This window comes from Streptomyces sp. NPDC029292, assembly GCF_055569295.1.
Genome location: NZ_JBVHXR010000010.1, coordinates 266545 through 290417 on the forward strand (window position 1 = coordinate 266545; position 23873 = coordinate 290417).

Sequence of the window (23873 nt, forward strand, 5' to 3'; positions counted from 1 at the left end):
GCACGAGAGCAGTGGAACCGGTGCGGAACGCTGCGGGCGAAACAACCACCATGTACCTCCGTAGGTGAGGGGGCGGGCGGCTGGGGGGGGGGGGGGGGGGGGGGGGGGGGGGGGAAAAGGGGGGGCTAGGGTGGGGGGGTGGGGGAAGGGTGGGGGTGCCGGGGCTGGCCCACGGCGAAAACGAAGGCAGGAGAATGGGTGTGAAATGTGGGGGAAAAAAACACCCCCGTGCCCCTCGGGGGGTGGGGGGGCGGGCGGCTGGTGCCGCCGCGCGGAGACGCGGCGGCACCAGACCGGGGTGTCCTGGGGTCCGGGTCAGGCGACGTTGGTGGTGCAGGCGCCGCAGGTGGACCCGCAGTTGTCGTCGGTCAGGTTGACCAGGCCCGCCGGGTCGGCGATCTCGACAAGGGAGACGTCCAGGTCGAAGCCGTCCGATGCCCCCGGGATCTGCGGGCGTACTTCGGTGCGGCTGGGAACTACGGTGCTGCGCGTCATGCTTCAACTCCTCGTAATCGTTGTTGTGTTACTGGGCTGGAGCGCCCACCAGGTGCCGTCACGGGAGCGTTGCCAGACGGCTGCTCCCCGGGACGGCTCCTGGCCGCCCGGCACGAGGGGACGTGCTCCGCGTAGGAAGTCCTCGCGGGGTGCCTGCCTCACGCCGGGAAGTCGTGTGCCGGGAGTCTGATCAAACGGACGTCGGCCGCCGCTCCATGAAGTAGGCGAGCGCCTGGGCCTTGAGGCGATCGAGGCACGGCTCGCACGCGTAGAAGGGCGCGTGCTGCCCGTCCCACTGCACCGGGCCGAGCCAGATCACCAGAACTCCGGTACGCCCGCAGCCGAGCCAGCAATCACCGGTGATCCATGGCCATTCCATGGAGGGACTTCCCTTTCTCAGCTGGTCGGGATGGTCGATCTGGCGGCCTGGCAGTCGGGAGCGCAGGCCCAGAGCTGGAACGGCAGGCCCCGGTGGCGTATCTCGCCCAGCCGTCGACCGCTCGCTCCCAGTGGGCGGGCGCAGAGGGCGCAGTCCATGGCCATCTGCTGGCGGGGCCGGAGTCGGGCGAGGTCCGGAAGGGGCGAGGGTGCCGTGGCCGGGATGCTCACTTGCCGTCCCCGGTGCGGAGTTCCGCCCAGACCTCTTTGCCCCAAGGTCGTCTGCCCGAGCCGTGCACGTCGTAGCCCCAGCATTCGGCGACAGCATCGACGAGGAGCAGCCCGCGCCCCGACTCGTCGTCGTCAGCCGCCTGGCTGAGTATGGGCAGACGCGATGGTTCCCGGTCCGCGACCCCAACACGTAGTCGTGTCGCGCTCGGCCGCCCAACCGTGAGGCGGATCTCGGGACACGGAGTGTGCCTGGAGGCGTTCGCGATCAGCTCCGTAACGATCAGCGCGGCACGGTCGGCGAAGGCGTCGAGGTGCCACACACCGAGGACGTCTCGGACGAGTTCACGGCCGATCTCGGCCGTGGACGGCTCGCACGGGAAGGTCTGGGTGTACGTCGGGTGGCCGACGGAGAGGGCCTCAACTGGTGTTCTCAGACTCGTCATTGGGGTGGAGCCTTCGTGTCGTCTCGGTGCCCGGCCCACCCCCGCGGGGGAACCTCAGGGGCGGGCGGGCCGTCAACAGCCGCCCGCACGGTGGGGCGTAGAGGGCGACCGGCACCCAGACAACTCCCTTTTCCAGCAGGTTGGTTAGGACGTTCAGGCGCTCAGTCGACGGACCGACCTAGGGCGTTTTGACCTCTCCTTTACCTGGCGGGTGGGGATCGCGCGGACTACCGTGCCCGCATGGACACCACCCGCAACACCGTTCTTGAGGCGTGGATGACCGAACACGGCTACAGCTCCAACAGCCTCGCCGAGGCCGCGAACAGGGCCATTGAACGGTTGACCGGGCGCCCTGGCGGGCTCGACGGCTCGTCGGTCCGGGCATGGAAAGCGGGTCGCGTCACCTGGCCAAAGTCAGCCGCCCGCAGGGCACTTGAGGACGTCACCGGACTACCCGCCGTCGCTTTAGGGTTCGTGCCACGTGGCCGGCCTTCGTCCACCCCGGCCCCACCGCAGCAGGAGGACCTCGACATGAAGCGCCGTACCCTCGTCGGCGGCATCGCGGCGGCTGCCGCAGCAGCAGCCGCTCCCGGCACCGCATCGCCGCGCCGTATCGGCATGAGCGACGTCAACCGCCTCAACAAGCGCTTCGCCGAGATCATCGCCAGCGACCACCGCCACGGCGGACAACTCGGCATCGAGCAGCGGGCCGCCGCGCTCGCCGACGAGGCGCTGAACCTCCAGAACGCGGGCAGCGCCACCCAGCGCGTACGCAGCAGCCTCTACGCCTCCGCAGCGGCCTTCCGCTCCTCCGCGATGTGGGCCGCCATTGACGGCCGGCGCTACGACGTCGCCAAGGCGCACATGCGTGAGGCCCAGGCCCTCGCCGAGATGTCCGGCGACCAGGCGATCAAGTTCCGCATCTGGAGCCACGCGGGCACCATGTACCGCCACATGGGCCGTCCGGCGGACGCGTTCGCCGCCAACGACGTCGCCCGCAACCTGCACCTCATCCGCCGTGACCCCCTGTTCGCGTCCCTCGGCCTGGCCCGCCAGGGCGCCATTCACGGCGCGGCACAGGACCGCACCGGCACCCGCCGGGCGTTTGAGCAAGCCCAGGACGCCATGCTGCGCGCCGATCCCGCCGACTACCGGCCGGTGTGGATGCTCGCCTTCTACGACCAGGCCGAGCTGGACTCCCTGGCCCTGTCAGCGCACTTGGCGCTCGGTGACTACTCGACCGCCGAGTATCACGCCCACCGCTGCCTGTCCGCCCTCCGGCCCCACATGATCCGGTCCCGCGCCATCACCACGACCCGGCTCGCCCACGCCCAGCTCGCACAGGGCGCCCCCGACGCCGCCACAGCCACCGCAATGAAGGTCTCCGCCGAAGCCGCCACCCAGCACGCCCGGGTCACACGGATGCTGCAGGAGTTCGGGGCCGCACTGCGCGCCACCGCGCCGGGCAGCTCCACCGTGCAGACCTGGACCGAGCACACCGCCGCCTGGAGGATGGCCGCATGACCACGGCGCCCGCCATCGAACTGCGCACCTTCACCGCCCTCGACACCGCCCGCGGCGACCTCCTCGACGTGTACGCCGACGTACGCGCCCCTCTGCTCCACCTGCCGAACTACGCCGTCACTGCGTTCGGTGAGCGTTTGGACCGGCACGGCACCGAGCCCGGGTTCACGGCCGTCCTCGCGTACGCAGACGGGCACCCGGTCGGCTACGCCTACGGCAACATCATCGAGCACGGCGACCGCTACTGGCAGCGCACGAGCCCGACGCCGGCCGAGAGGTACACCGAGCGCCCAGCGGTGGCCTTGAAGGAGATCGGCGTCCGGCCGGCCTGGCGGAAAACTGGTACCGCCCGCCGCATCCACGACGCCCTCCTCGCCCCCCGCGACGAGCCGTACGTGACGCTCATGGTCAACCCTGCCGCCGGGGACGGAAAGGTCCACGCGCTCTACGGATCATGGGGGTACGAGGACATAGGGCAAAGCCAGCCGTCACCGGCCTCACCGGTCCTCACCGTGATGATCCGGGCTATCTGCTGACTGGAGCCCATGACAGCCGCCGCCTCCAAGCAGCGCAGGGCGGCCACGACTGCCCAGCCTCATGCGGCGGCTCCCTCGCTCGGGCCGTCGTCCAGGCTCAGCAGTTTAAAACGACAGTCACGGGCACACCGGTCGGCTTCCGCCACCTCCAACACCCGTCGCACAAGGTCGATAAGGTTCGCCCAACGGCCGAGCCCAAGGCGACATAGGGGGATCAGTGACCGACACGCCATCAGCGGTGTTCCGCCACATGGAGGCGTCCTACGCTCCGGTGACGAGAGGTCGCCCTCGCAGCGTCCACGAAGGCTTTTCCGTTCTGGACTTCGAGCTTCGCTTCCTCACCCTCCTGGCCTCGGCTACAGCACGGGCGGCGGGGTTGGCCACCCCTGCCGTCGGCCGATCGCCCGGGCTCGGCGAGTGGACCGGCTGCCTACGCCGGGCCCGCCAGCAGCTCGAAAACAATAATTCGACATCGGCGTCCTGTGTAGGCCAGGCCATCGCTCAGGTCCTGGACCTCTACGACCGAGGCGTGCCTAACGCGCCTCAGGAACTGCGAAACGTCAAGCGCCTGCGTGACCACATTAGCCACGGGGGACCGCTACCCACAGGGCAGAACGAGATGGCCACGCTGGACGAACTGATCCAGGCCATCTCCGACGCTATCGCCGACTGCCTCTCCAACGCTGCGCTACGCCTCCAGAAGAGCGACCAGAACTCCTCAGAACTGCGGCCGTCGTTCATCTGGGGACAGCATGAAGTGATGCTGTGGCCATTCATGTATGTGACCGCAAAAGACAGTGAGTGGCACATCTACTCCAGATTTCGCGGGACTAGCCCCACCTATCTCAGCTTCGGTGGCGACCGGGTCAGCGCCACCCCGTCTGATGAAGGCATCCAAGCTGCCCTCCATCCGCTCCTCAAGGCGAAGGGCCAGGAAGACGCCACACTGCAGTACTTCGTCAATGATGTCGAACGGGATCTCCGCGGCTTCGCTGACGACGACTCCGAACTCGTGTACTCGGATCACGAGCAGGGCTTCGAGTACTACTGGAGCAAGGCTACCGGCGAAGGCACTGGAACCCAGCCCCGCCGAGACTACTTCCGCCTCGGCCCCGACAACGCGAGGCAGTGGCGGGCTGAATCCGACTGGGTTCCTTACTCCGAATACTTGCGGATTCTGGCCAACTGGCAGGTTGTCGCAACTCGGCTGCGCCAGAAGCTGGAGCAGATCGAGGCCCAACTCGCCACCGAGGAGCGCGAGACTCTGGGCTGGGCCGCGCAAGAACCCAGTACCACCCGGATGGCCAAGGTCGTCGTATCCGACATGGACGGCAGCCACACGGAACCCGCCTGCACATTCGCTGACCTCATAGACGGAGTCGACGAGGACCTCCAGGCCAATCGGGGCCAAACACAGGTGGTTTTCATCAACGGCGAGGCTGGCATCGGTAAGACCCGGGCGATGGTGGACGCCGCAAAGTCCCGAGCTCGGACAGTTGAGCAGACTCTGGAACGAGGTGATCCGTCAGATCTGGCTCTGTTCCTCTACGTCCGCTCCACCGGTCAGGTACTCGACAGCCTGCCGACGGTTGTGTCAAGCGCGGTCGCGTCAACCCGGAACCTCACTGACGCAGGGGTGAAGGCCCTTTGCCGGAACGGCCTCATGACGCTCCTCATCGACGGTTTCGATGAGCTGTTGGGAGGCGTGGGCTATAGCGACGCCATCGGGTCGCTGCGCCCATGGCTCAACGAGCTCGGAGGACGAGGCGTGGTCGTCGTGTCAGCCAGGTCCTCTTATTACATGGGCCAATACCGCTCCAGCGTCGAGCGCGCCAACGAGCAGGGACTGGCTCTCGTACGCCACCGCATCGCCGAGGTACAGCGTTGGTCTCATGAGGACGTCGTGTCGTTCTTGGACGCGTACGGTGTCCCCCCGGAGAAGCTCGACCGTCTGTCTGAGCACGACCGGCAGCTACTCGGCCTTCCCTTCTTCGCGCGCGTGTTCGCCGAGATTGCGCTCGCCCCCGACGAGAGCGAGATCGAAAGCGATGGCCTCACTGAGCGACTGCTAAACAAGTACGTGGCCCGCGAGGAGAGGAAGCTGACGATGGGCCAGACAGACGCGGCTCTACTCAGCAGCGCAGAGCTACGACGGATGTTTGAGTACGTGGCCGAGTTCATGGCGAGCAACGAAGAGCGCGAAGCGGACATCAGCGAACTGGAGATCGCAGCCGAAAGCGCCATCGAGGAAGAACTGTCCAGTCCCGGCAGGCGCCATCTGAAGCAACGGCTCCCTGTCCTTTGCGGGCTCGCCGCTGCCTCGGAAGACACGTCTACTTCCCGGTTCCGCTTCCAGCATGAGTTGTTCTTCGACCAGTTCCTGGCGGGGGCCGCAAGCCACTACCTCGTCAACGGACAGATCAATCTGTTCCGCTCGATGCTCCAGCAGTCCCACTGGCGATCGGCGACCATCGCGGGAGTAGTGGCCACAGCCGGCCCGGAGCGCACCGCTCAGGCAATCAGCGACTACCGCCCCAACGGAGCCGGTGTCGGCCACCTCGTGGCCGCGACCAACCTAGGAGCCCTCTGGGCAGCTGTTATCCGGGAAACGGGTCAGATGCCCGGCACTGAAATCGTCGGCGCCGTGTTCTCTGATGAGCTGGACCTCAGCCAGACACGATTCACTAGGGCCCACCTGATCAGTTGCGAACTCTCCTCGCTCGCTCTGCCCAGCTCCCCTGGCTGGCAACTTCATCTCAAACAGACCGAGATCAAGAAGATTCGGGTGATCGGTTCTCCATCTGATCTCTCGGGACTACGTGGTGTGCGTCACGCCGATCTGGTCGAGTTGTTGCTTCCCAATGCGCTTCTAGATCGAAGAGATGAAATCCTCGATGCCTTGCGTAAGTACGGGTCTGAAGTCGCAGACGCCGGAGCGCAAGGTCTGGCAGGCCCATCCGTCGATGTGCTGGCTGCGCGTCACTTCTTGAGCAACATGGCCAGGCGGTTGGAGAAGTCGGTAATCCTCCGACGCGATCACCAGCCAGAAGATCCTCGGCTGAAGTGGCCGCGAGACTACGGGCCTGACGCCTGGAAGAAGTTCGTCAACGACCTGGATTCGACGGGACTGGCCACGCTTGAAAGGTTCTCGGCCAGCGGGGAACCGAAAACTCGGCTTCGCCTCAGGTGCAGCGCCTCCACCATCCTGGCCAACGACGGAACAAGGCCGGGCGTGTACGAGTATTGGGAGAGACTCGACGGGAAGTGAAGTATGGGCCTCAAAGCCGGCCACAATCCCTTAGCACGCACAAGGCGTGGCAAGTAGGGAGCTCTCCCTACCAGCGGTACACGACCCAGTATCGCGGCGGCCCGGTTCTGGAGGCCGAGGGCAGGTACCAGGGTCTGACCTGCCGTACCAGTCAGCAGCCGTCTCCGCACCGCGCTCGGTGGCCTGCAGTGTCGCGGGCCAGCTGGGTGGGGGCTCGGGCAGCAGGGCGATGGAGCCTGCTTGCCCTCACCTCCGCAGCAGGACGGTGCGCTGGGGGCGCGACATGCGTACTGCCGTATCTAAGAATCCACCTGCTGATCAACCGCAGCTTCGTAGAAGGCATCCGCGAGGGCCACGATGATCGAGTTGATGGCCGGCCCATCGGTGAAGAAGTAGTCAGCCATCGTGTTGTGGGCGTCCTGGTTGTCTGCCACCGCCTCCGTAACGGCTGCTTGGAAGTCTGGTGACTCCACGAACTGCTTCTTGGAGTTCACCTTGGTCTGCCTGACCAGGTTCGAGTCGGCGAGCAACCGCTGGACGAGTCCCTGCACGAACTCCCTGACCTGGGACTCGGCGAACGACTCGGCACCGAAGAGGTCGTTCATCTTGTCTATGACGACCTGGAGCGCGACGTACTTCGGATCCTTCTTCATTCCCGTGCCAGCTGCGCTGATGCCCTTCAGCTGCCCGTCGCCCACGAGCGAGATGTTGACCGGGATCGCCTTGTTGTGCTTGACCCCGACCAGCACCACGTCGGAGAGGTCAACGTCGGCGGCCCAGGCGGACTCGGCGATGACCTTCTCCAGCAGGCGCAGGAAGATCGAGAGCATCTCCATGTAGGGGTCGCCGTAGTCGACGATCTGGGACATGAAGTCATAGAGACGTACGTAGGTGGAGACATCCTTGCGGAACAGGTCGAGCGCCTGGAGCGTGACCTTGTCCTCCTCCTCGATCGCCCGCGCGTAGCGGCGCCGGAACCCGTGCTGCGCCGGGCTGATCGCCGCCGAGAGCGCGTTGTTGCCCTTCCGGGTCACCCACAACTCGGCGACCTTGCGAACGTCGTCCTCGGTGTAGATTCCGGCCTGGGCAAGCTTGTTAGCCAGGTGGACGACGACGTACGGATCGGTCTCGGTCTCCAGGGTCGCGTTCTTGAAGTACGGCTCGAAGGCTGCCTTGATGTCCTCGGGCTTGTTGGCGAAGTCGATGACGAACGTCTTGCGCTTCTGCTCCCCACCAGCGGTGCGATGGGTGCGGTTGAGCCGCGAGAGTGTCTGCACCGCGGTGACCCCTGACAGCTTCTTGTCTATGTACATCGCCGAGAGTAAGGGCTGGTCGAAGCCGGTCTGGAACTTGTTGGCGACCAGCATGATTTTGTACGTCTCGCCCTTGAATGCGGCTGCCAGCTCAGCCCCGGCGCCGGGGTTCATGTTGGCCTCGGTGAACTCGTCGTCCTTCGACGGCTGCGGGCCCCAGTCGCTGTGCCAGGTCTCGTCCTCGGTCATCGTCACCCCGGCGGAGAAGGCGACCAGGGTCCGGTAGTTGTACGAGGCGTCCTCGGTGCGGCGCCTGGCGATGTAGGCGTCGATGGCCAGCTTGTACTTCACTGCGGACTTGCGCGAGTCGGTCACCACCATCGCCTTCGCCTTGCCTTCGAGGAGGTAGGCGACGTTGGCGTGGAAGTGTTCGACGATGATCTGCACCTTCTGGCTGATGTTCGTCGGGTGGAGTTGCACCCACCGCATGAGCCCCTTGCGGGCGGCGGCCTCCTCGACCTCTCCCCCGTCACCGCTCTCGGCCCTGCCGGCGATCTTCAACGCGGTGTCGTAGGACTGATAGCCCTTGAGCACGTCGAGGATGTAGCCCTCCTCGATCGCCTGCTTCATCGAGTACAGGTGGAACTCGCGCGGCTTCCCGTCGGCACCCTTGCGGCCGAATAGTTCGAGGGTCTTGTTCTTCGGTGTGGCGGTGAAAGCGAAGTAGGAGATGTTCTCCGACTCGGCCCGCTCGGTCATCTCCGAGGCAAGCACCGACTCCACGTCGACCTCGCCGCCCTCCTCGATCTCCTTGACCTCCTCGGCCGTCAGTACCTGCTTCAGCTTCGAGGAGATCTGACCCGACTGGGAGGAGTGCGCCTCATCGGCGATGACGGCGAACCGCTTGCCCTTGAGGCCAGCGTCGGTCCGGATCTCGTCCAGCGCATGCGGGAAGGTCTGTACCGTCACCGCGATGATTAGCTCGCCGTTCTTCAACGCTTGCGCCAACAGACCCGACTTCGACTTCGCGCCGACCTTGCGGACGTCCTCGGGGTTGATAGTCGCGACGATCTTGCCGGTGCCGTCGATCTGCCGGATCGCATCCTGCAGCTGGGAGTCGAGCACGGTGCGGTCCACGACCACGATGACTGAGTCGAAGACCTTCCGATCATCGACGTGCAGCCGCGCCAGCCGGTGGGCCGTCCAGGCGATGGTGTTCGTCTTCCCCGACCCGGCCGAGTGCTCAATCAGGTACCGCTGCCCGACACCCTCCTCTTTCACCGCCGCGACGATGCTCGTGACGGCCTCCCACTGGTGGAACCGCGGGAAGAGCATGTTTGTACGCCGCACCGACGTGCCGGTGGTGACGTCCCACTCTTCCTTGGTCTGCACGATCATCAGCCTCCCGATGAAGTTCAGCCAGGCGTGTTTCTCCCAGACGCGTTCCCACAGGTACGCCGTCGACGACCGTCCGTCCGTGCCGGGCGGGTTGCCGGCACCGCTGTCGAAGCCGATGTTGAACGGCAAGAAGTGGGTCTTCTCCCCCTCCAGCCTCGTGGTCATCGCCGCGAGGTCGTTCGAGACCGCGAAATGCACCAACGCGCGGTGACCGAACGACAGCAACGGCTCCGGCCGCCCGCTCGTCAACGGATTGCGACCCTGCTTGTACTGGTTGACCGCCTCGTCCAGCGACTGGGTGAAGTCAGTCTTCAGCTCCACCGTGGCCACCGGAAGGCCGTTGACGAAGAACACTAGATCGATACTGCGCTGGTCGGCGGTCGAGAAGTGCACCTGCCGCACCACCCGCACCCGCATCGCCTCGTAGCGCGCCGTCGTGGTCTCGTTGAGCGACGTCTCCGGACGGAACTGCGCCATCTTCAACCGACCACCGCCGATGTACTGCACCCCGTTACGCAGGATGTTCAGCGTCCCGCCACCATGTTCCAGCGGCCGGTCGAGCGCCGCGGTCAGTACGTCGAGGAACTTCGCCTGCGACCCCGCCGCCTTCAACGCCTTCTCGTACGCCGCCTTCTGTGTCTTCTCTAGCCACGCGTACAGGTCATCCGGGAACAGCGCCCGCTCCCGGTCGTACTCACCACCGTCACGGTCGTTCGCCGAGTACAGCCAACCGTGGTCCCGGAGGTACTCGCAGATCTCGGTCTCGAAGACCACCTCGTTGTGGTCAGCCATCACGCCACCTCGTGTACGTCGATCTGCCCCGTAACCGCCGCCGTGATCAACGCCGACCGGCGCTCCCTGGAGAACTCGATGAACCGCTCGGTCTCGGCGATGAGCGTGTCGATCTTTGTCGTCTGAGCGTCCAGGTGCATAGCAATGCAACGCTGCTCATCGAGTGGCGGGAACGGCATCTTGAACTTGCGCACCTGCCACTCGCTCACATGCGGCACGCTGACACCGGTGAACAGCGGCTCCAGGTAGTCGTAGAAAGCATCAGTCGACATCACATACCGGACATAGCCGGGATCTGCCTCGGCATCCGGCCGGATCCGCATGACCCGCTGGAGCAACAAGGCTGGGAGGTCCTCGCTGGAGATCGCGGCGATGCGCACGCCACCGCCCACGAACGGTCGATCCATCCCGAAGACGAGGTCTCCAGCTTGAAGGTCGAACTCTGCAGGAACGGGCGCAGCGTGAGAATCCCAGTAGACGACATCCGCCCAGTCGACCCTGCCTGGCTTCACGTTGACGCCCCGCAGCAGACGCACATGGTCTCCATCGGAACTGAAACCATCGCTCGGGAAGGCGTAGCCGGCCAGGGTGTCGCTCATGAATCCGAGTTGCATGACCCGCCAGTGCGACGGCGTGGGAGGTAGCCACGACTCAGGATTTTCACTCGTGGCCGAAGCATCGAGACCACCGAACACGATCTCTTCGACGAGTGCCTTCCGACGCTCCCGCAACATGTCGATCAGCCGCTGCTGCTCTTCGATGAGCGTGTCGATGCGGGCTGTCTCGCGGTCGAGGTAGTCGGCGATGGAGCGCTGCTCGTCGGCCGGGGGCAGTACCAGAGGAATGCGAGCGAAAGTGCTCCAGTTGCGGAAGTCAACGCTGCGCTCGCGAACGTTCGGCGCCTGGGTGGCGAGGAAGCCGGAGGTGCCAAGGTGGCGTAGCAGGCGGGCAAGGTAAGCGGGATCGTCGCCCGCCACAGGCTCACAGACGTGGTAGACGGGTGAACCGTTGCCATGACTGTCCGAGACGCCGACGGCGCCAGCAAAACCGTCGAGGGCGTGGAAAACCAGGTCGCCGGGGCGGATCTCCTGATAGCCGTTCTCGGTATCAGAGAAGGTGTAACCGTCCTCACGGCGGTTCGAGCGCAGAGTGACTGTGCCATCCCGATAGGCAGTGATGACACCGAGCCCCGACCGAGCAGGTCGGTCCAGCAGGCGCAACACTCGCCGCACCGTTGTCTTACGCCAGTCGGGCGGCGGCGTGGTGATCACTGCTCCACCTCGCGGAGGAGATCGAGGATCTTGGCGACCTGCTTCTCCAGGTCGGCGTCGATCTCGGCGAGCGGGCGGGGTGGTACGTACTTGTAAAACTGGCGGGTGAAGGGGATCTCGTAGCCGGTCTTGGTCTTGGCCCAGTCGACCCAGGCGTCAGGAACGTGCGGCTTCACTTCCGCGTCGAAGTACGCCTGGACGACTTCGCGCTCCCCTGCTACGCCAGCGGTTGAGCCGCCGTAGGTAAAGGGCACGTTCTCGGTGTCACGCTTTTTCGAGTCGGGCTTCGGGTTGCCCTTGCGGTCGACGACAGGGTTCCCGTCTTCATCAAGCAGGGGACGCTCGACGGTGATGGTCCAGTAGCCGAACTCGTCGTTACGCAGCACCTTGGAGAGGTCGGGGTCGGCGTCCTCGAAGTCGGCGTACAGCTGCACGACCTCGACGCGGTCAGCGTCGCTGATCTCGCGTCCTTTGGAGCCGAGGTTCTTGCGCATCTTGGTCCAGAACGACGTGCCGTCGATGAGTTGGACCTTGCCCTGGCGGTCGGGATGCTTGGTGTTGTCGAGGATCCAGATGTAGGTGGCGATACCGGTGTTGAAGAACATGTTGGTCGGCAGGGCGACGATCGCCTCAACGAGGTCGTTCTCCAGTAGCCACCTGCGGATGTTGGAGGGTCCGGATTCGGCGGCGCCGTTGAAGAGCGGCGAGCCGTTCATGACGATGCCGACGCGGCCGCCGCCGTCCTCGGGTGCGCGCATCTTGTGGGCCAGGTGGAGCAGGAAGAGCATCTGGCCGTCCGAGGTTGCGGGGAGACCCGGAGCGAAGCGGCCGTAGGGGCCGGCGGAGTCGCGCTCCGCCTTGACCGCCTTGGCGTACTGCTTCCAGTCCACCCCGTAGGGCGGGTTGGACATGCAATAGTCGAACTGACGGCCCTTGAAGGCGTCGTCGGTGAGCGTGTTGCCGAAGGCGATGTTGGTCGTGTCGTGGCCCTTGGCGAGCAGGTCGGACTTACAGATGGCGTACGACTGCGGGTTGTACTCCTGGCCGTACAGGCTCAACTTCGCCTCGGAATTCTGGGCGAGCAGGTGCTCCTCTGCGAGGGAGAGCATGCCGCCGGTGCCGGCGGTTGGGTCGTACAGCGACCGGATGATGCCGCCCTCGGTGAGGTCGACGTCCTTCTCCGCAAAGAGCAGGTCGACCAGCAGCCGGATCGCGTCGCGCGGCGTGTAGTGGTCTCCAGAGGTCTCGTTCGCGGCCTCGTTGAACTTGCGGATGATGTACTCGAAGGCGTCGCCCATGTCGGAGTTCGACACCACATCGGGGTGGAGATCGACGGCGCCGAAGGACTTGACGATCTCGCGCAGGAGTCCGGCCTTCTCCAGGGCTAGGATCTCCTTCTTGAAGTCGAAGTACTCGAACACGTCCACGTCGGTGGAGAACCGGTCGATGTAGTCAGCGAGGTTGTCCGCCAGCCCGTCCGCATCAGCCAGCACGTTCGCGAACTCGTAGTTGGAGGTGTTGTAGAACGTCCGCCCCGTGGCTTTCTTGACCTCGATCTTGAGCCGGTTCGGGTTCTCGTACCTCGCAGCCAGCTCCCGTACCGCCGCGCGGTCCGGCTCGAGTACGCAGTCGAGCCGTCTCAAGATCGTGAACGGGAGAATCACCGTCCCGTACTGGTTAGGGCGATAGGGACCCCGAAGCTGGTCAGCGATTGACCAGATGAAGCTACCGAGCGAGCTCACAAGTTCCTCACGAGAATCGTTTAGCAGTGCCGATCACTTTGCCAGAGGCAGCAGCCGCCGTCCCATGGTTCACCTAGGGGACCCCTTCAAGGGCCTGCAGCACCGACCTGTAGCAGAGCTGCGGATCAGAAGATTGAACCCGTGCAGCGCGGGGAGAAGGGGGCACTGCCGCAGGCCGGTGGGTGTACGCAGCCTTGAGACCCTCTCGACGGTCAGTGATGTTGCACTTACTGTGTGTTGAGTTGGATACCGGGAGTGTGCTGGCCTCTGGGGGCGGGATGCAGCGCAGGGACGGGTTTCGGCGGATCATCAGCGAGTTCGGTGCAGCGTGCAAGCAGGCATTGCTGCACGGGCAGAAGGAAGCCGCGATACGTCGCGCCGTGGAGACGCTTCTCGTCGACGCGGCGAACGTGTTAGGGCTACAGGCTGTCCTGCATGCCGAGGTAGCGATCGCCGCGCACCGAATCCGCCCCGACCTGGCTGTGCGGATCGGCAAGTTATCTCGCAACATCGTCGGCTACGTCGAGCTGAAGAGCCCGGACAAGAGCGTGATCCATCCTGGCGGACTGAACCAACGTGATCTACGACAGTGGCAGGGCATGGCGAAGCTCCCCAACTTGATCTACACCAACGGCCAGACCTGGATCATGTATCGCTCAGGGCGGCAGCACGGCGACGCCATCCATCTCGACGGCGATCTGCGTACTGCCGGCGCCCGCCTGCGGCTACCGGTAGCCAGCGAAGCCGCCTTCGAATCAATGCTGACAGCGTTCTTCAGTTGGCAGCCGCATCCACTGACATCGATGCGGGAAGTTGTCGCTCAGGTAGCCCCGCTGTGCACACTCCTGCGCGATGCTGTCCACGACCGGCTCGACGCCGAGGCCAGGCTCCCGCGCCACCGGCGTCCCTTCACTGACCTGGCCTCCACTCTCGAAGTCGATCTCTTTCCCACCACTGATGACCGGGACAAACGCGCGGCCTTCGCCGACCGCTATGCCCAATCTGTCACCTTCGCGCTCCTACTCGCCAGCGCGGATGCCGCCAATGCCCATGACAGCTCACTGGCCAAGATGAGCCTGCATGAGGTCGGCCGCCGGCTGGGAGCGGAGCATTCCGTCATGGGGCGCGCTCTGCAGATTCTCACCGACCAGGTCGAGGGAGAATTTCGCGACAGCCTCGACATGCTCGTTCGCGTCATCGACGCCATCGACTGGCGGAGCGCCCTGGCCAGCGAACCCGGCTTCCACATCCACCTTTACGAGCACTTCCTGCAGGAGTACGACCCCGACCTCCGCAAGGACTCCGGCACCTACTACACCCCAGCGCCGCTGATGGAGGAGATGATCCGCCTTGTCGACGAAGTGCTGATCACCACGCTGGGTTGCCCAGACGGTTTCGCCGACCCTGGCGTGTCCATCATCGACCCGGCCATGGGCACCGGCACCTTCCTCACCGGCATCATCGACCTCGTCGCCCGCAAGCAGTCCGAGGGCGGCAATGATGGCTTCCGCGCCGAATCCGTCCAAGAACTCGCAGGCCGACTGATCGGCTTCGAAAAGCAGATGGGCGCTTTCGCCGTTGCACAGATGCGCGTCGGGCAGATGCTGCGTTCTCTCAACGCCCGGGTTCGGCTGCGCGACATGCGCCTACATCTAGCCGACACCCTTGCCGACCCCTGGCGGCCGAGCGAACTCTTCACCCGCTACGGCGCCCTGTGGGGCCCCTTGCGCGACGACGCTGAAGCCGCAAGCTTCATCCAGCGCGAAAGCCGCATCACTGTCGTCATCGGCAATCCTCCCCACCGCGAACAAGCAGAAGGCCAGGGTGGATGGATCGAGAATGGCTCACCAGACCGAGGCGCCCCACCGCTGGACGCCTTCCGGCTACACGGTGCGGCAGGGGTGTACGAGAACAAACTGAAAAGCCTCTGCACTTACTTCTGGCGCTGGGCCACGCACAAGGTGTTCGACCAGTACGACGACCACCGTCACGGCGTTGTCTGCTTCGTTAGTACCGGCGGGTTCATCCGCGGCGCCGGCTTTCAGGGCATGCGCTCGTACCTGCGCCGCACTTGCACCGAGGGCTGGGTCATCGACCTCACCCCTGAGACGAAGAGACCGCCACTCAACAGCCGTTTCTTCCCGGGCGTCCAGCAGGAACTAGCCATAGCCATTTTTGTCCGCAAGCAAGGCGAGCGGCGAGACCAACTGGCCCCTGTCCACTACACGGCCGTCCACGGCACTCGCCGGGACAAAGAAGAGCAACTACACGACCTGCACATCAACGGCCCCGGCTGGCGCACTTCCCGGCCTGTCAAGCACGCCCCCTTCACACCCGCCTCCCACAGCGGCTGGGACACCTTTCCCGCTCTCACCGACCTCATACCCTGGCGTAAACCGGGCATAAAACCCAACCGGAACTGGGTCTTCAGTCCATCCAAAACCACCTTGCGCCGACGATGGGACCGCCTCGTCCAGGAACGTGACCTCTCTACGCAAAGGGCACTTTTCAAAGAGACCCGCGACCGCACCTTGGACAAGGAAGCCGTCCAGATACCCGGTCACCCCCACCCGCCGACCCTTCTCCGCGACGAGCACAGCCCCTGTCCTGTTCCGATACGCGTCGCCCGCAGAGCCTGGGACCGCCAATGGCTCATACCCGACGGGCGCGTCATCGACTTTTCCCGCCCGGAGCTGTGGCAAGCCGCCATAGACGGCCAGGTCTTCATCGTCGAACAGCACTCGCAACGCCTGCAGACCGGCCCAGCCCTGCTCTTTACCGCGCTCATCCCGGACATGCACTACTTCAACGGCAACGGTGGTCGCGTGCTGCCGTTCCTGCATGCTGACCGCTCCCCCAACATCGCCCCCGGGCTGTTACATCACCTCGCCAACTCCTACGGTCTCCAAGAGGTCATCCCGGAAGACCTGCTGGCCTATGTCGGCGCCGTCACCGCCCATCCCGCCTTCACCGAGCGCTATGCAGACGACCTCAACTCACTCGGCGTACGCATCCCCTTGACCGCCGCTAGTGACCTCTGGCATGAGGCCGTCAGCCTGGGACACCACATTCTGTGGGCGTCCACCTTCGGTACACGAAGCATCAGTCCAGGCGATGGACGCCCCGCAGGCACATCGAACTGGTGGAGAGACCTGCATCCCGAGATCACATATGCCCGACAAGTCGCGCCTGATGGGCTCCCCTCCACGATCACCTACGACTCCGAAAACGAGCACCTGATCATCGAGGGGGGCGTCTTCACTGGCGTCACGCCGCGCATGCGCAACTACACCACCGGCGGTCGTAACGTACTCGACAGCTGGCTCGCGTACCGCAGCACCCGCAGCGCCGGCAAGGTGACCAGCGAACTCGACCGCGAGCGCCCAGAGCACTGGGAGCACGAGTGGAGTCGGGAGCTCGTGGAGATCCTCGCCGTACTCAGTCACCTGACTGACCTGGAGCCGCGGCAGGCAGAGTTACTCGACCGCATAGTGACCGCCCCTCTGATCGATGTGGCTGAACTGAATCGGCGCCGCATCCTCCCAGTACCCGAGCGCGCCAAGAACGCTCGCACTGATCCGGACCACGCGTTTCTGCCCGGCCTGGAAACAGTCGATGGTCAACCTCCCGGACCTGTCGAGCCTCTAACGCCCCCGAACGACTCCCCGGGTGACGCGGCACCTGACCGGCACTCACCTGTGCGGCCCGGCCCTCATGCCCGACGGCACCGCGGTCGGGCATGAGGGCCGGGGAGCAGCTGCTTCGTGGCTCGCACACTTCCTCGTCCCACTCTCTTGCCGACGACCTCACGAAGCGCCGACCGCCTGAAGGAGGAAGGGCTAGCCAGAACGGACTCGCGACGAAGACCTACCGGGACGGAGACTTGTTCACCGGCGTCCTCAAGGTAGCGGCCCCGTTCCCGGTGGAGATCGACCTCGGCCAGACCTGACCACGCGCTGCTCAGCAGTCGGCTGCGCGTGAGCGATGCGTGAGCGGACGACCCGATACAGGGCGGCATGAGCCGGATCAACTGGCTCACTGCGCGCTTCTGACCAGGGGAAACAGCACCGCGAGGCAGCGCCTGGCACCACCCGGCAAGGATTCGATCCCACTCCTAAAGCGGGTGTCGCAGGTTCGAATCCTGCCGGGGGCACATGGGAAAAGGCCCCGGACCGATCTTGGTCCGGGGCCTTTGACATCCACTTCTGACATCAACGAGCACGGTCACTGACGACCGGGGCGCTTCCTGAGCAGCCGGTCCATGTGACTCATGGCCTCACGCTGCGTGTCCTGCACGACGTGCGTATACACGTCCATGGTGATGCTGATCTGCGAGTGGCCGAGGATCTCCATCACGACGCGGGGCGCGACTCCGGCCGCCGTAAGCAGGGTGGCCGTGCCGTGCCGAGCGTCGTGGAGCCGGATGACGCGGAGGCCGGCGGAGTCGGCGATGCGGGTGAAGGAGCGGTAGACGTTCCGCGGCTCGACCTGGCGACCGGTGCGGGTGGTGAAGACGTAGCCGGACTCGTGCCACTGCTCCCCCGCCTTGGCGCGTGCGGCCGACTGCCTCATCCGGTGCCAGCGCAGCGGGCGATACAGAGCGCGGGTAGCGGAACGACGCGGCGACGGCGGCTCTTGGGGTCGTCGTCGTACAGGACGCCGCGACGGCGCTGAGTCTGCTGGCGAACGTAGAGGACCCGGTTGTCGAGGTCGAGATCCGACCACCGGAGGCCGATAATCTCGCCCCGCCGGAGTCCCATCGCGATGGCGAGCACGAAGGCCGCGTAGAGCGGATCTCTGCGAGAGGCGGCGAGGAAGTCGAGCGTCTCGTCCAGCGTCCAGGGCTTCAACCCCCGGTTGTCCGTGCGGGGCGGCTCGACGAGCTTGGCGACGTTGCGCGTGATCAGTTCCTCGCGGCAGGCGGAGGACAGTGCGGAACGCAGCACGCGGTGGGACTCCTTGGCTGTTGCGGCGGTGGTCTCCTTCTCCAGCCGGAGGAGGAAGCGACGTACGTCGGCGACGCCGACGGATTCGAGCCGCTTCGAGCCGAGCATCGGCACCAGGTAGAGCCGGACGTGCGCCTCGTACTTGTCGTACGTGCTGAGCTTCCGCCGAGGCTTGATCACATTGTCCAGCCAGTACGGGAGCCACTCGGAGAGCTTGGCCGACCGGGTGGGGACGGGCACGCCCTGATCGACCTTGGCGAGGAGCTCGCGGCGCTTGGTGTCGCACTCCTGCCAGGTCTTGCCGTAGGCGAACTTGCGGGCACGGGTGCCGTCCGGCTGGAGCACGTAGACCGCGCACTGAAAGCGGCCGTCCTTGCGCTTGGTGATCGTCCCCGCGCCGTTGGGGTTGCGCTTGCGCTGACCAGCCATCAGGCAGCCGCCTCCAGTTCGTGGGAGATGTAGTCGCTCAGGGCCCGCGCCGGTATGCGGCGGCACCGGCCGATGGTGATCGAGGGGAGCCGACGGGAGCGGATCAGGTCGTACACCGTCGACCGGCCGAGCTTGAGCCGCGCCATGACTTCGGCCACGGTCAACAGCTCTTCGTCACGCATGTGTCGGTTCTCCTTCTGTTCCGGGGGCGGGTTCGAGGGATGCGGCGAGCCAGGCTTCGGCGGAGGAAAGCCCCGTTCCCGCGAAGACCCAGTGCGAGAGGACGAGGGTCGTGTCGGTGTCGCTCTCGGTTGCCTCTGCGGCTTGTGCGCGGCGCCATTCGGCGCGGGCGGTGCGGAGGGCGCCGAGGGTGGTGGAGTAGCGGCGGGACTTGGTGGAGAAGTGGCCGCGGAAGCCGAGCATGTGGGCCCAGGCCCGGAGCCGGAGGTCTTCTAACTCCTTGCGCGCGCCGAGAGTCCAGGCGGTGCGGATCAGCCGGCGAGCGTGGTCGCTGATGTCGAGCTGGGCGAGTTCGGCGAGGAACTTGAGCGGGCGGTCGAGAGATCCCGTGGCGGTCTCGGCGCCCTTGGTGGCGTACTTGGCGATGTAGGAGGCGACGGCCCGCTCGGTGAGTTCCTGGCCACCGTCGAAGTCGGCGGAGCGGATGGTGCGGACGTCGAGCTGGCGGCCGAAGGTGAAGGTGTGCGCGCGTCCGTCGATGACTGGACCGTCCACGCGGACGTGAGCAGCGGCGGCACTGATGGCGTCGGTGAGCAGTTCGGCGGTGGCCCAGGCGGGAGGCGGGGTGTCGCCGCCCTCGGGGCCGTCGATGCGGATGACGGCGTGGAAGTGGACGGCACCGCGCTTCTGGTACTCGGCGACCTTGGCGAAGGAAACCCGGGCGTACTGGCGGAACGCACGCTGTGAAAGTCCGGCCCGCTTGGCGACCTCCCGGCGCAGGTAGGTGGAGAAGCGGCGCCATAGCGGACCGGCGTGCGCGTTCCAGAGGACAGCGGCTTCGTAGTCGTAGGTGTCCGGGTCGAGCGGGGTCCCGAGTACGGCGTCGTCCTGGTCGTGGCGCACGCCGCACCGGCAGCGGCGGGTGTCTAGCTGCGTGACAACGCCCACGCACAGCGGCGGACAACCGCGCACACCTGCGGACCATCGAAGCAGGTGAGAGGCGCACCGGCCCAGGACGGAACGCCCGCCCAAGTTGCTTCGGGACGAAGATGTCCGTGTGCGATTACTGCTGCAGGGGCAACTGGAGCGGCTCCTGAATGATGCGGCCGTCTCCACGGAGGAATTCGCGGGCGCCGCGGAGCCTGGTCCGCAACCGTTCCTGCGTTGCGCGGCTCTCGAGGCGTACGTCGAGGGCCCCTGGCAGGTTGCTGTCGGCTCGTCGCCTGGCGGGCAGCTGCGCACCGTCAAGTCCTTGGTGCCGGGCGATGAGCACACCGAGGTCGTGACGGCTCAGGGCATCCGGCCCGGCGAGGTGGAACACCCCGGCCGCGTCGGACAGCGCGATCTCCCACAAGGCGGCGGCCAGGTCTTCGACATGTACCGGGCAACGGATGTCGTCGGTGAACAGGACCCCGTCGCGGGTGCCGGCCGCAAGGGCATGCACCATGCGCTCGTGCCCGGACTTGCCGTGTCCGAGGATCAGCGAGGTGCGGGCGACGACGGCACCCGGCACCAGCAGCCGCACCGCCGTCTCGGCGGCGGCCTTTGCGGCGCCGTAGGGGGTGACCGGATCAGGCAGGCTGCTCTCGTCGTAGCGGACATGCGCACCGGAGAACACCGCGTCGCTGGAGACATGGACCAGGCGGCAGCCTTGCTCGGCGGCAGCCAGCGCCACGCGGATCGCGCCGTCGGCGGTGACCGCCCAGTCAGACTGGCCGCTGGACGCGTTGACGACGACCGAGGGGGCAACGTCGGCGATCACCCTGGCGACACGCGCAGGGTCCCGGACGTCGAGCGGATGCCAGGCGACACCCGAGGCCCTGCCGGGTCGGAAGGCGAACGTCGCGGCCGTTTCGTGCCCCGCCGCGATGGCCTGGCGGACCAGTTCAGTTCCCAGAAAGCCACTGCCACCGATAATCAGGACCGTCATGGGCTGCCACGGTAGCGGAGGGATCGGTGGTGGGCCGGCTCCCGGTCGGTCGGGTCCCGGCATCGTCTACCCGGCCGGCGAAGGGCGGCGGCCGTGCCATTCGCGTGCCAGATCGTGCGGGGAACCACGGGGAACAGCGGGGACCAACCACGGCTGCGAACACGGCTCCAAACGTCACTCCACCGCAGGTCAGTGCAGCAACTGCCGCCAGAAGACCCAAGCTTCCCAAGCTCAGTGTGCGGACGGTGCTGACGCAGACGATGCCCTCCGATACGGTCCCGAGCCATGGCGGATGGCAACAGCGTGCCGGAGAAGGTGGCGTGGATCCTGGTTCAGGACGACCGGGTATTGGTGACGCGTAGTCACGGCAGAGATCGCTTCTACTTCCCGGGCGGTCATCGTGAGCCGGGCGAGTCCGACGGCGAGACCCTGGTGCGGGAGATCGACGAGGAACTGCAAGCGGCGATCGACCCCGGTTCCATGGTGTACTTCGGCACTTTCGAGATCGGCGAGAACCATCCGGATCACGGCCCCTTCCGGATGATCTGCTACGCCGCCGATCACCGCGGTGAGCTGACCCCGTCGAGGGAGATCGCCGAGAAGGCCTGGTTCCGCTACGCCGATCGGGACCGAGTCTCGGCCGTCGACGAGATGGCCTTCGACGCGCTTCACGAGGCCGGGCGGCTTTCCTGATCCCGTGACCGCGGCCTTTACGGTCGCTGCTGCAGTCTTCTTCTAGGTTACGGCCGCACCACAACCGCACCAGATTGGGCGGGGAACAGCGGGGAATCACGGGGGAGGAGCGCCGGACCGAAGAGGCCGTCACACAGCCGTTCACGCAGGTCAACGCTCCAAGTAGCCGCCAATGACCTTAGCTTCCCAAGCCGATGTGCTCAGCGCGGTCCTCGCACTGGTGTCTCTGACGTCGCTGTTATGGGGAGATCGTTCAGGGTGGTGTTGTTCTGGCCCGGCCCTGTGGAAGGACTCTGGCGACCCATCAAAGGCCGGCCGAGGAGATAGGCCCGTGACAAGGTACGACCAAGCGCAGACGTCAAAGCTGCCAACTGGCTACGCCCAGTTGGTGCTGAGTCCTCAGCACCTTCTCGACGCCCCTCTGCCGAGCTTCTCGCAAAGCTGGACGTCACGTTGGATGAGTCTTCGATCACCGACCCAAGCTTCACGGGTGCTGCCGTCGTCACCCGAAACCGTGTGATCCTTTCGATGAGACCAGGCCAACCGGACTGGGAGCGCGACGCCGTTGCGCGAGCGCTGTTGGGTCGCGTACTCGACGTACCGTTGTCGCCGTTGCCTGAGCCGTACCGCATGAGTGAGGTCTGAAGCAGTCGGCCGCCTGGGCCGTCGCTGGGCAGTCCGAGGCTGCTCGACGGCAGCCAACGACGACCACTGTCGGCCTCTCAGGCGTAGGCGTCCGCCTGTCCGACCAGCGAAAACCCAGCTCACCAAGATCCCCGGCAAGACCCAGGGCAAGAAGAAGCAACCCCTAACGATCAAGCCCCCTACCAGCGAATACCCGCGGGTAGGGGGCTTGTCGCTGTGGACGCCGATCGGCGGTCAGGCTGCCGGTATCAGCGATCCCGCGATGAGGAAGTCCCGCGATCTAGCGATCAGAAGGAGACGGTGACGCCGGCCTGGTGGTACTGGCCGACGGTGTCCAGGACCTCGTCCTTGACCGCGCCGAACTGAGCCACGAGGTCCGAGCTGCCGATCGCCGTGGGGCCGGCAGCGATGCCGACCTGCGGGCTCAGGCCGCCGGAGACGGTGTCGAGCTCGGCGTCGGAGATTTCAAGGGTCTGAACCTGGGGAGCGGAGTTCATGATGAAACTGCCCTTCGTATGGATGTTCCACAAGGGGGAGCGGCCAAGCTGGGGATAGACGCTGGGCCGCGACCGCAGGCGCGCCATCCGTTTCCGGACGCCTTGGCGCGATCCCGGCGGCGCGAAGGATCAAATCACGGAGCGTGCCCGGCATCCAGTCGGTCGCTGTTCCCAGCAGGGCAGTTGAAACAGTCGGCCACTCATCCATGCACGCATGCACACGAATTGAGGGCAGCTTCTCTACATATTGCGCCGCACAGGGAAACGACAGCTATTGCCACGACAGCTCCGACCAGGACAACTCCGCACCAACAGAACGCACCAGTGACGCAGTTGCGCATTCGCTGTGCAGATTCAGTCACGTGTGCATCCGCACGCCCTTCAGCACCTTGTCCACCGCGTTCCGCGGCCCGTACAGGGCTACGGATCAGAAGGTGCCCGTGCCCCACCCGCTGCCCAGTCCATCAGGGTCCGGGGTCCGCATACGGTGTGGCCCAGCGCAAGGAGAGGGAAGCCAAGGATCGGCGAACCTGGACAGAGGTGAGCCCCATCCGTGCACCACGGCTGAGGTGTCTGGGACAAGCATCGTCCCCCGACCAGAGCCCCGACAACAGAGAGCCGGCGGGCTACCGCCTGCCGAATACGGAAAGCCGCCTCGGAGCTCAAGCCAGTGAGCGTGCCACAGCCGCGCCAGATGCAGGGGTCAGCCCCGGTCAACAAGGGGGTCGGCAGGACTATCCATGCCTTCTAGCTCGGCCGTTGAAGCCGCAGGTCACCGGCCAGGCACCCCAACCGCTCTCCTAAAGCGGGTGTCGCAGGTTCGAATCCTGCCGGGGCACAGAGAAAAGGGCACCTACGGATCGCCGTAGGTGCCCTTTTGCATCCAGGTCTGACGACCGGCTCACCCGGTGGATACGACACGGGCGCCAGGGGCCTGGCGGATGTCGACCCGGGTCTGACTGCCTCGCCAACGCCGTGAAGGTACTGGCGACCCTGGCCTCCAGGCCGCGAAGGCTGCTTCCACCAAGGCGTCCCAGAATCACGACGACACCCTGCTACCGATCGACCGGATCGCCGCGGACCGCAACGGGTCCCCCGAACAGAGGCCCCCCGTCGTTACTGAAGCCATTGGGCCGTTCGAAGGAGTTGAGGCAGCGAGACAGCCAAGAGTGTCACGGACCATCAGCTGCTTTTTTTCCTGCTCTCAGCGTGATTCCAAGCT

Annotated in this window: 14 protein-coding genes, 1 tRNA gene and 3 pseudogenes; 7 read left to right on the forward strand and 11 right to left on the reverse strand. The window is 65.6% G+C overall.

Annotated features, from left to right (window positions below):
* Nucleotides 1-315 precede the first annotated feature (315 nt).
* The 3 genes from ACZ4WS_RS23260 to ACZ4WS_RS23270 form a co-directional block, all read right to left on the reverse strand.
* Complete coding sequence (locus tag ACZ4WS_RS23260) at nucleotides 316-495, reverse strand: FxLD family lanthipeptide (protein ID WP_016825826.1); 180 nt, start codon at nucleotides 493-495, stop codon at nucleotides 316-318.
* Nucleotides 496-685: 190 nt separating this feature from the next.
* Entirely contained in the window at nucleotides 686-874 is a 189-nt protein-coding gene (locus ACZ4WS_RS23265) for a hypothetical protein (RefSeq protein ID WP_467983129.1), read from the reverse strand.
* A 226-nt stretch (nucleotides 875-1100) separates the two neighbouring features.
* Nucleotides 1101-1547 carry an ATP-binding protein gene (locus ACZ4WS_RS23270; protein ID WP_467983130.1) on the reverse strand — a complete coding sequence of 149 codons (447 nt, stop codon included), beginning with the start codon at nucleotides 1545-1547 and terminating at the stop codon, nucleotides 1101-1103.
* Nucleotides 1548-1787: 240 nt separating this feature from the next.
* Here ACZ4WS_RS23270 and ACZ4WS_RS23275 point away from each other — a divergent pair, with 240 nt between their 5' ends.
* The 3 genes from ACZ4WS_RS23275 to ACZ4WS_RS23285 all read left to right on the forward strand — a co-directional run bounded on the left by ACZ4WS_RS23275 (nucleotide 1788) and on the right by ACZ4WS_RS23285 (nucleotide 6875).
* Entirely contained in the window at nucleotides 1788-3071 is a 1284-nt protein-coding gene (locus ACZ4WS_RS23275; RefSeq protein WP_467983131.1) for an XRE family transcriptional regulator, read from the forward strand.
* Nucleotides 3068-3607, forward strand: coding sequence for a GNAT family N-acetyltransferase (locus ACZ4WS_RS23280; RefSeq protein ID WP_467983132.1), 540 nt, complete (start codon nucleotides 3068-3070; stop codon nucleotides 3605-3607). The genes ACZ4WS_RS23275 and ACZ4WS_RS23280 overlap by 4 nt, the downstream gene beginning before the upstream one ends.
* A gap of 217 nt (nucleotides 3608-3824) precedes the next feature.
* Nucleotides 3825-6875, forward strand: a complete 3051-nt coding sequence (locus tag ACZ4WS_RS23285; protein ID WP_467983133.1) for an NACHT domain-containing protein — start codon at nucleotides 3825-3827, stop codon at nucleotides 6873-6875.
* A 299-nt stretch (nucleotides 6876-7174) separates the two neighbouring features.
* Here ACZ4WS_RS23285 and ACZ4WS_RS23290 read toward each other — a convergent pair whose 3' ends face one another.
* From ACZ4WS_RS23290 to ACZ4WS_RS23300, 3 genes are read right to left on the reverse strand one after another with little or no spacing between them, the layout of a single operon-like run.
* Complete coding sequence (locus tag ACZ4WS_RS23290) at nucleotides 7175-10318, reverse strand: type I restriction endonuclease subunit R (RefSeq protein ID WP_467983134.1); 3144 nt, start codon at nucleotides 10316-10318, stop codon at nucleotides 7175-7177.
* Complete coding sequence (locus ACZ4WS_RS23295) at nucleotides 10318-11589, reverse strand: hypothetical protein (RefSeq protein ID WP_467983135.1); 1272 nt, start codon at nucleotides 11587-11589, stop codon at nucleotides 10318-10320. Before ACZ4WS_RS23295 ends, ACZ4WS_RS23290 begins: the two co-directional genes overlap by 1 nt.
* Nucleotides 11586-13331, reverse strand: a complete 1746-nt coding sequence (locus ACZ4WS_RS23300) for an N-6 DNA methylase (protein ID WP_467983136.1) — start codon at nucleotides 13329-13331, stop codon at nucleotides 11586-11588. The genes ACZ4WS_RS23295 and ACZ4WS_RS23300 overlap by 4 nt, the downstream gene beginning before the upstream one ends.
* Before the next feature lie 278 nt (nucleotides 13332-13609).
* On the opposite strand from ACZ4WS_RS23300, the gene ACZ4WS_RS23305 reads away from it, so the two are divergent.
* Nucleotides 13610-17074, forward strand: coding sequence for a type ISP restriction/modification enzyme (locus tag ACZ4WS_RS23305; RefSeq protein ID WP_467983137.1), 3465 nt, complete (start codon nucleotides 13610-13612; stop codon nucleotides 17072-17074).
* A gap of 481 nt (nucleotides 17075-17555) precedes the next feature.
* Here ACZ4WS_RS23305 and ACZ4WS_RS23310 read toward each other — a convergent pair.
* The 4 genes and pseudogenes from ACZ4WS_RS23310 to ACZ4WS_RS23325 form a co-directional block, all read right to left on the reverse strand.
* A pseudogene (locus tag ACZ4WS_RS23310) lies at nucleotides 17556-18706 on the reverse strand (tyrosine-type recombinase/integrase).
* Nucleotides 18706-18888 (reverse strand): helix-turn-helix domain-containing protein, encoded by a 183-nt coding sequence (locus tag ACZ4WS_RS23315; protein WP_327429483.1) that lies wholly within the window; start codon nucleotides 18886-18888, stop codon nucleotides 18706-18708. Before ACZ4WS_RS23315 ends, ACZ4WS_RS23310 begins: the two are co-directional and overlap by 1 nt.
* Nucleotides 18881-19807: pseudogene (locus ACZ4WS_RS23320) on the reverse strand (replication initiator); the annotation flags it as partial. The gene ACZ4WS_RS23315 and the pseudogene ACZ4WS_RS23320, both read right to left, overlap by 8 nt.
* 142 nt (nucleotides 19808-19949) lie before the next feature.
* Nucleotides 19950-20816: an SDR family oxidoreductase gene (locus tag ACZ4WS_RS23325; protein ID WP_467983138.1), complete on the reverse strand. Its 867-nt coding sequence runs from the start codon at nucleotides 20814-20816 to the stop codon at nucleotides 19950-19952.
* A gap of 285 nt (nucleotides 20817-21101) precedes the next feature.
* Between ACZ4WS_RS23325 and ACZ4WS_RS23330 the strand changes: the two genes are divergently transcribed.
* On the forward strand, nucleotides 21102-21509 hold the full coding sequence (locus tag ACZ4WS_RS23330; RefSeq protein ID WP_467983139.1) for an NUDIX hydrolase: 408 nt from the start codon (nucleotides 21102-21104) through the stop codon (nucleotides 21507-21509).
* Nucleotides 21510-22441: 932 nt separating this feature from the next.
* On the opposite strand, the gene ACZ4WS_RS23335 is transcribed toward ACZ4WS_RS23330, so the two are convergent.
* On the reverse strand, nucleotides 22442-22651 hold the full coding sequence (locus ACZ4WS_RS23335; protein WP_355858826.1) for a hypothetical protein: 210 nt from the start codon (nucleotides 22649-22651) through the stop codon (nucleotides 22442-22444).
* 766 nt (nucleotides 22652-23417) lie between these two features.
* Here ACZ4WS_RS23335 and ACZ4WS_RS23340 point away from each other — a divergent pair.
* Together ACZ4WS_RS23340 and ACZ4WS_RS23345 are read left to right on the forward strand one after the other, a co-directional pair.
* Nucleotides 23418-23490: transfer RNA gene (locus ACZ4WS_RS23340), tRNA-Arg, on the forward strand.
* A gap of 162 nt (nucleotides 23491-23652) precedes the next feature.
* Nucleotides 23653-23736: pseudogene (locus tag ACZ4WS_RS23345) on the forward strand (IS5/IS1182 family transposase); the annotation flags it as partial.
* Nucleotides 23737-23873: the final 137 nt, after the last annotated feature.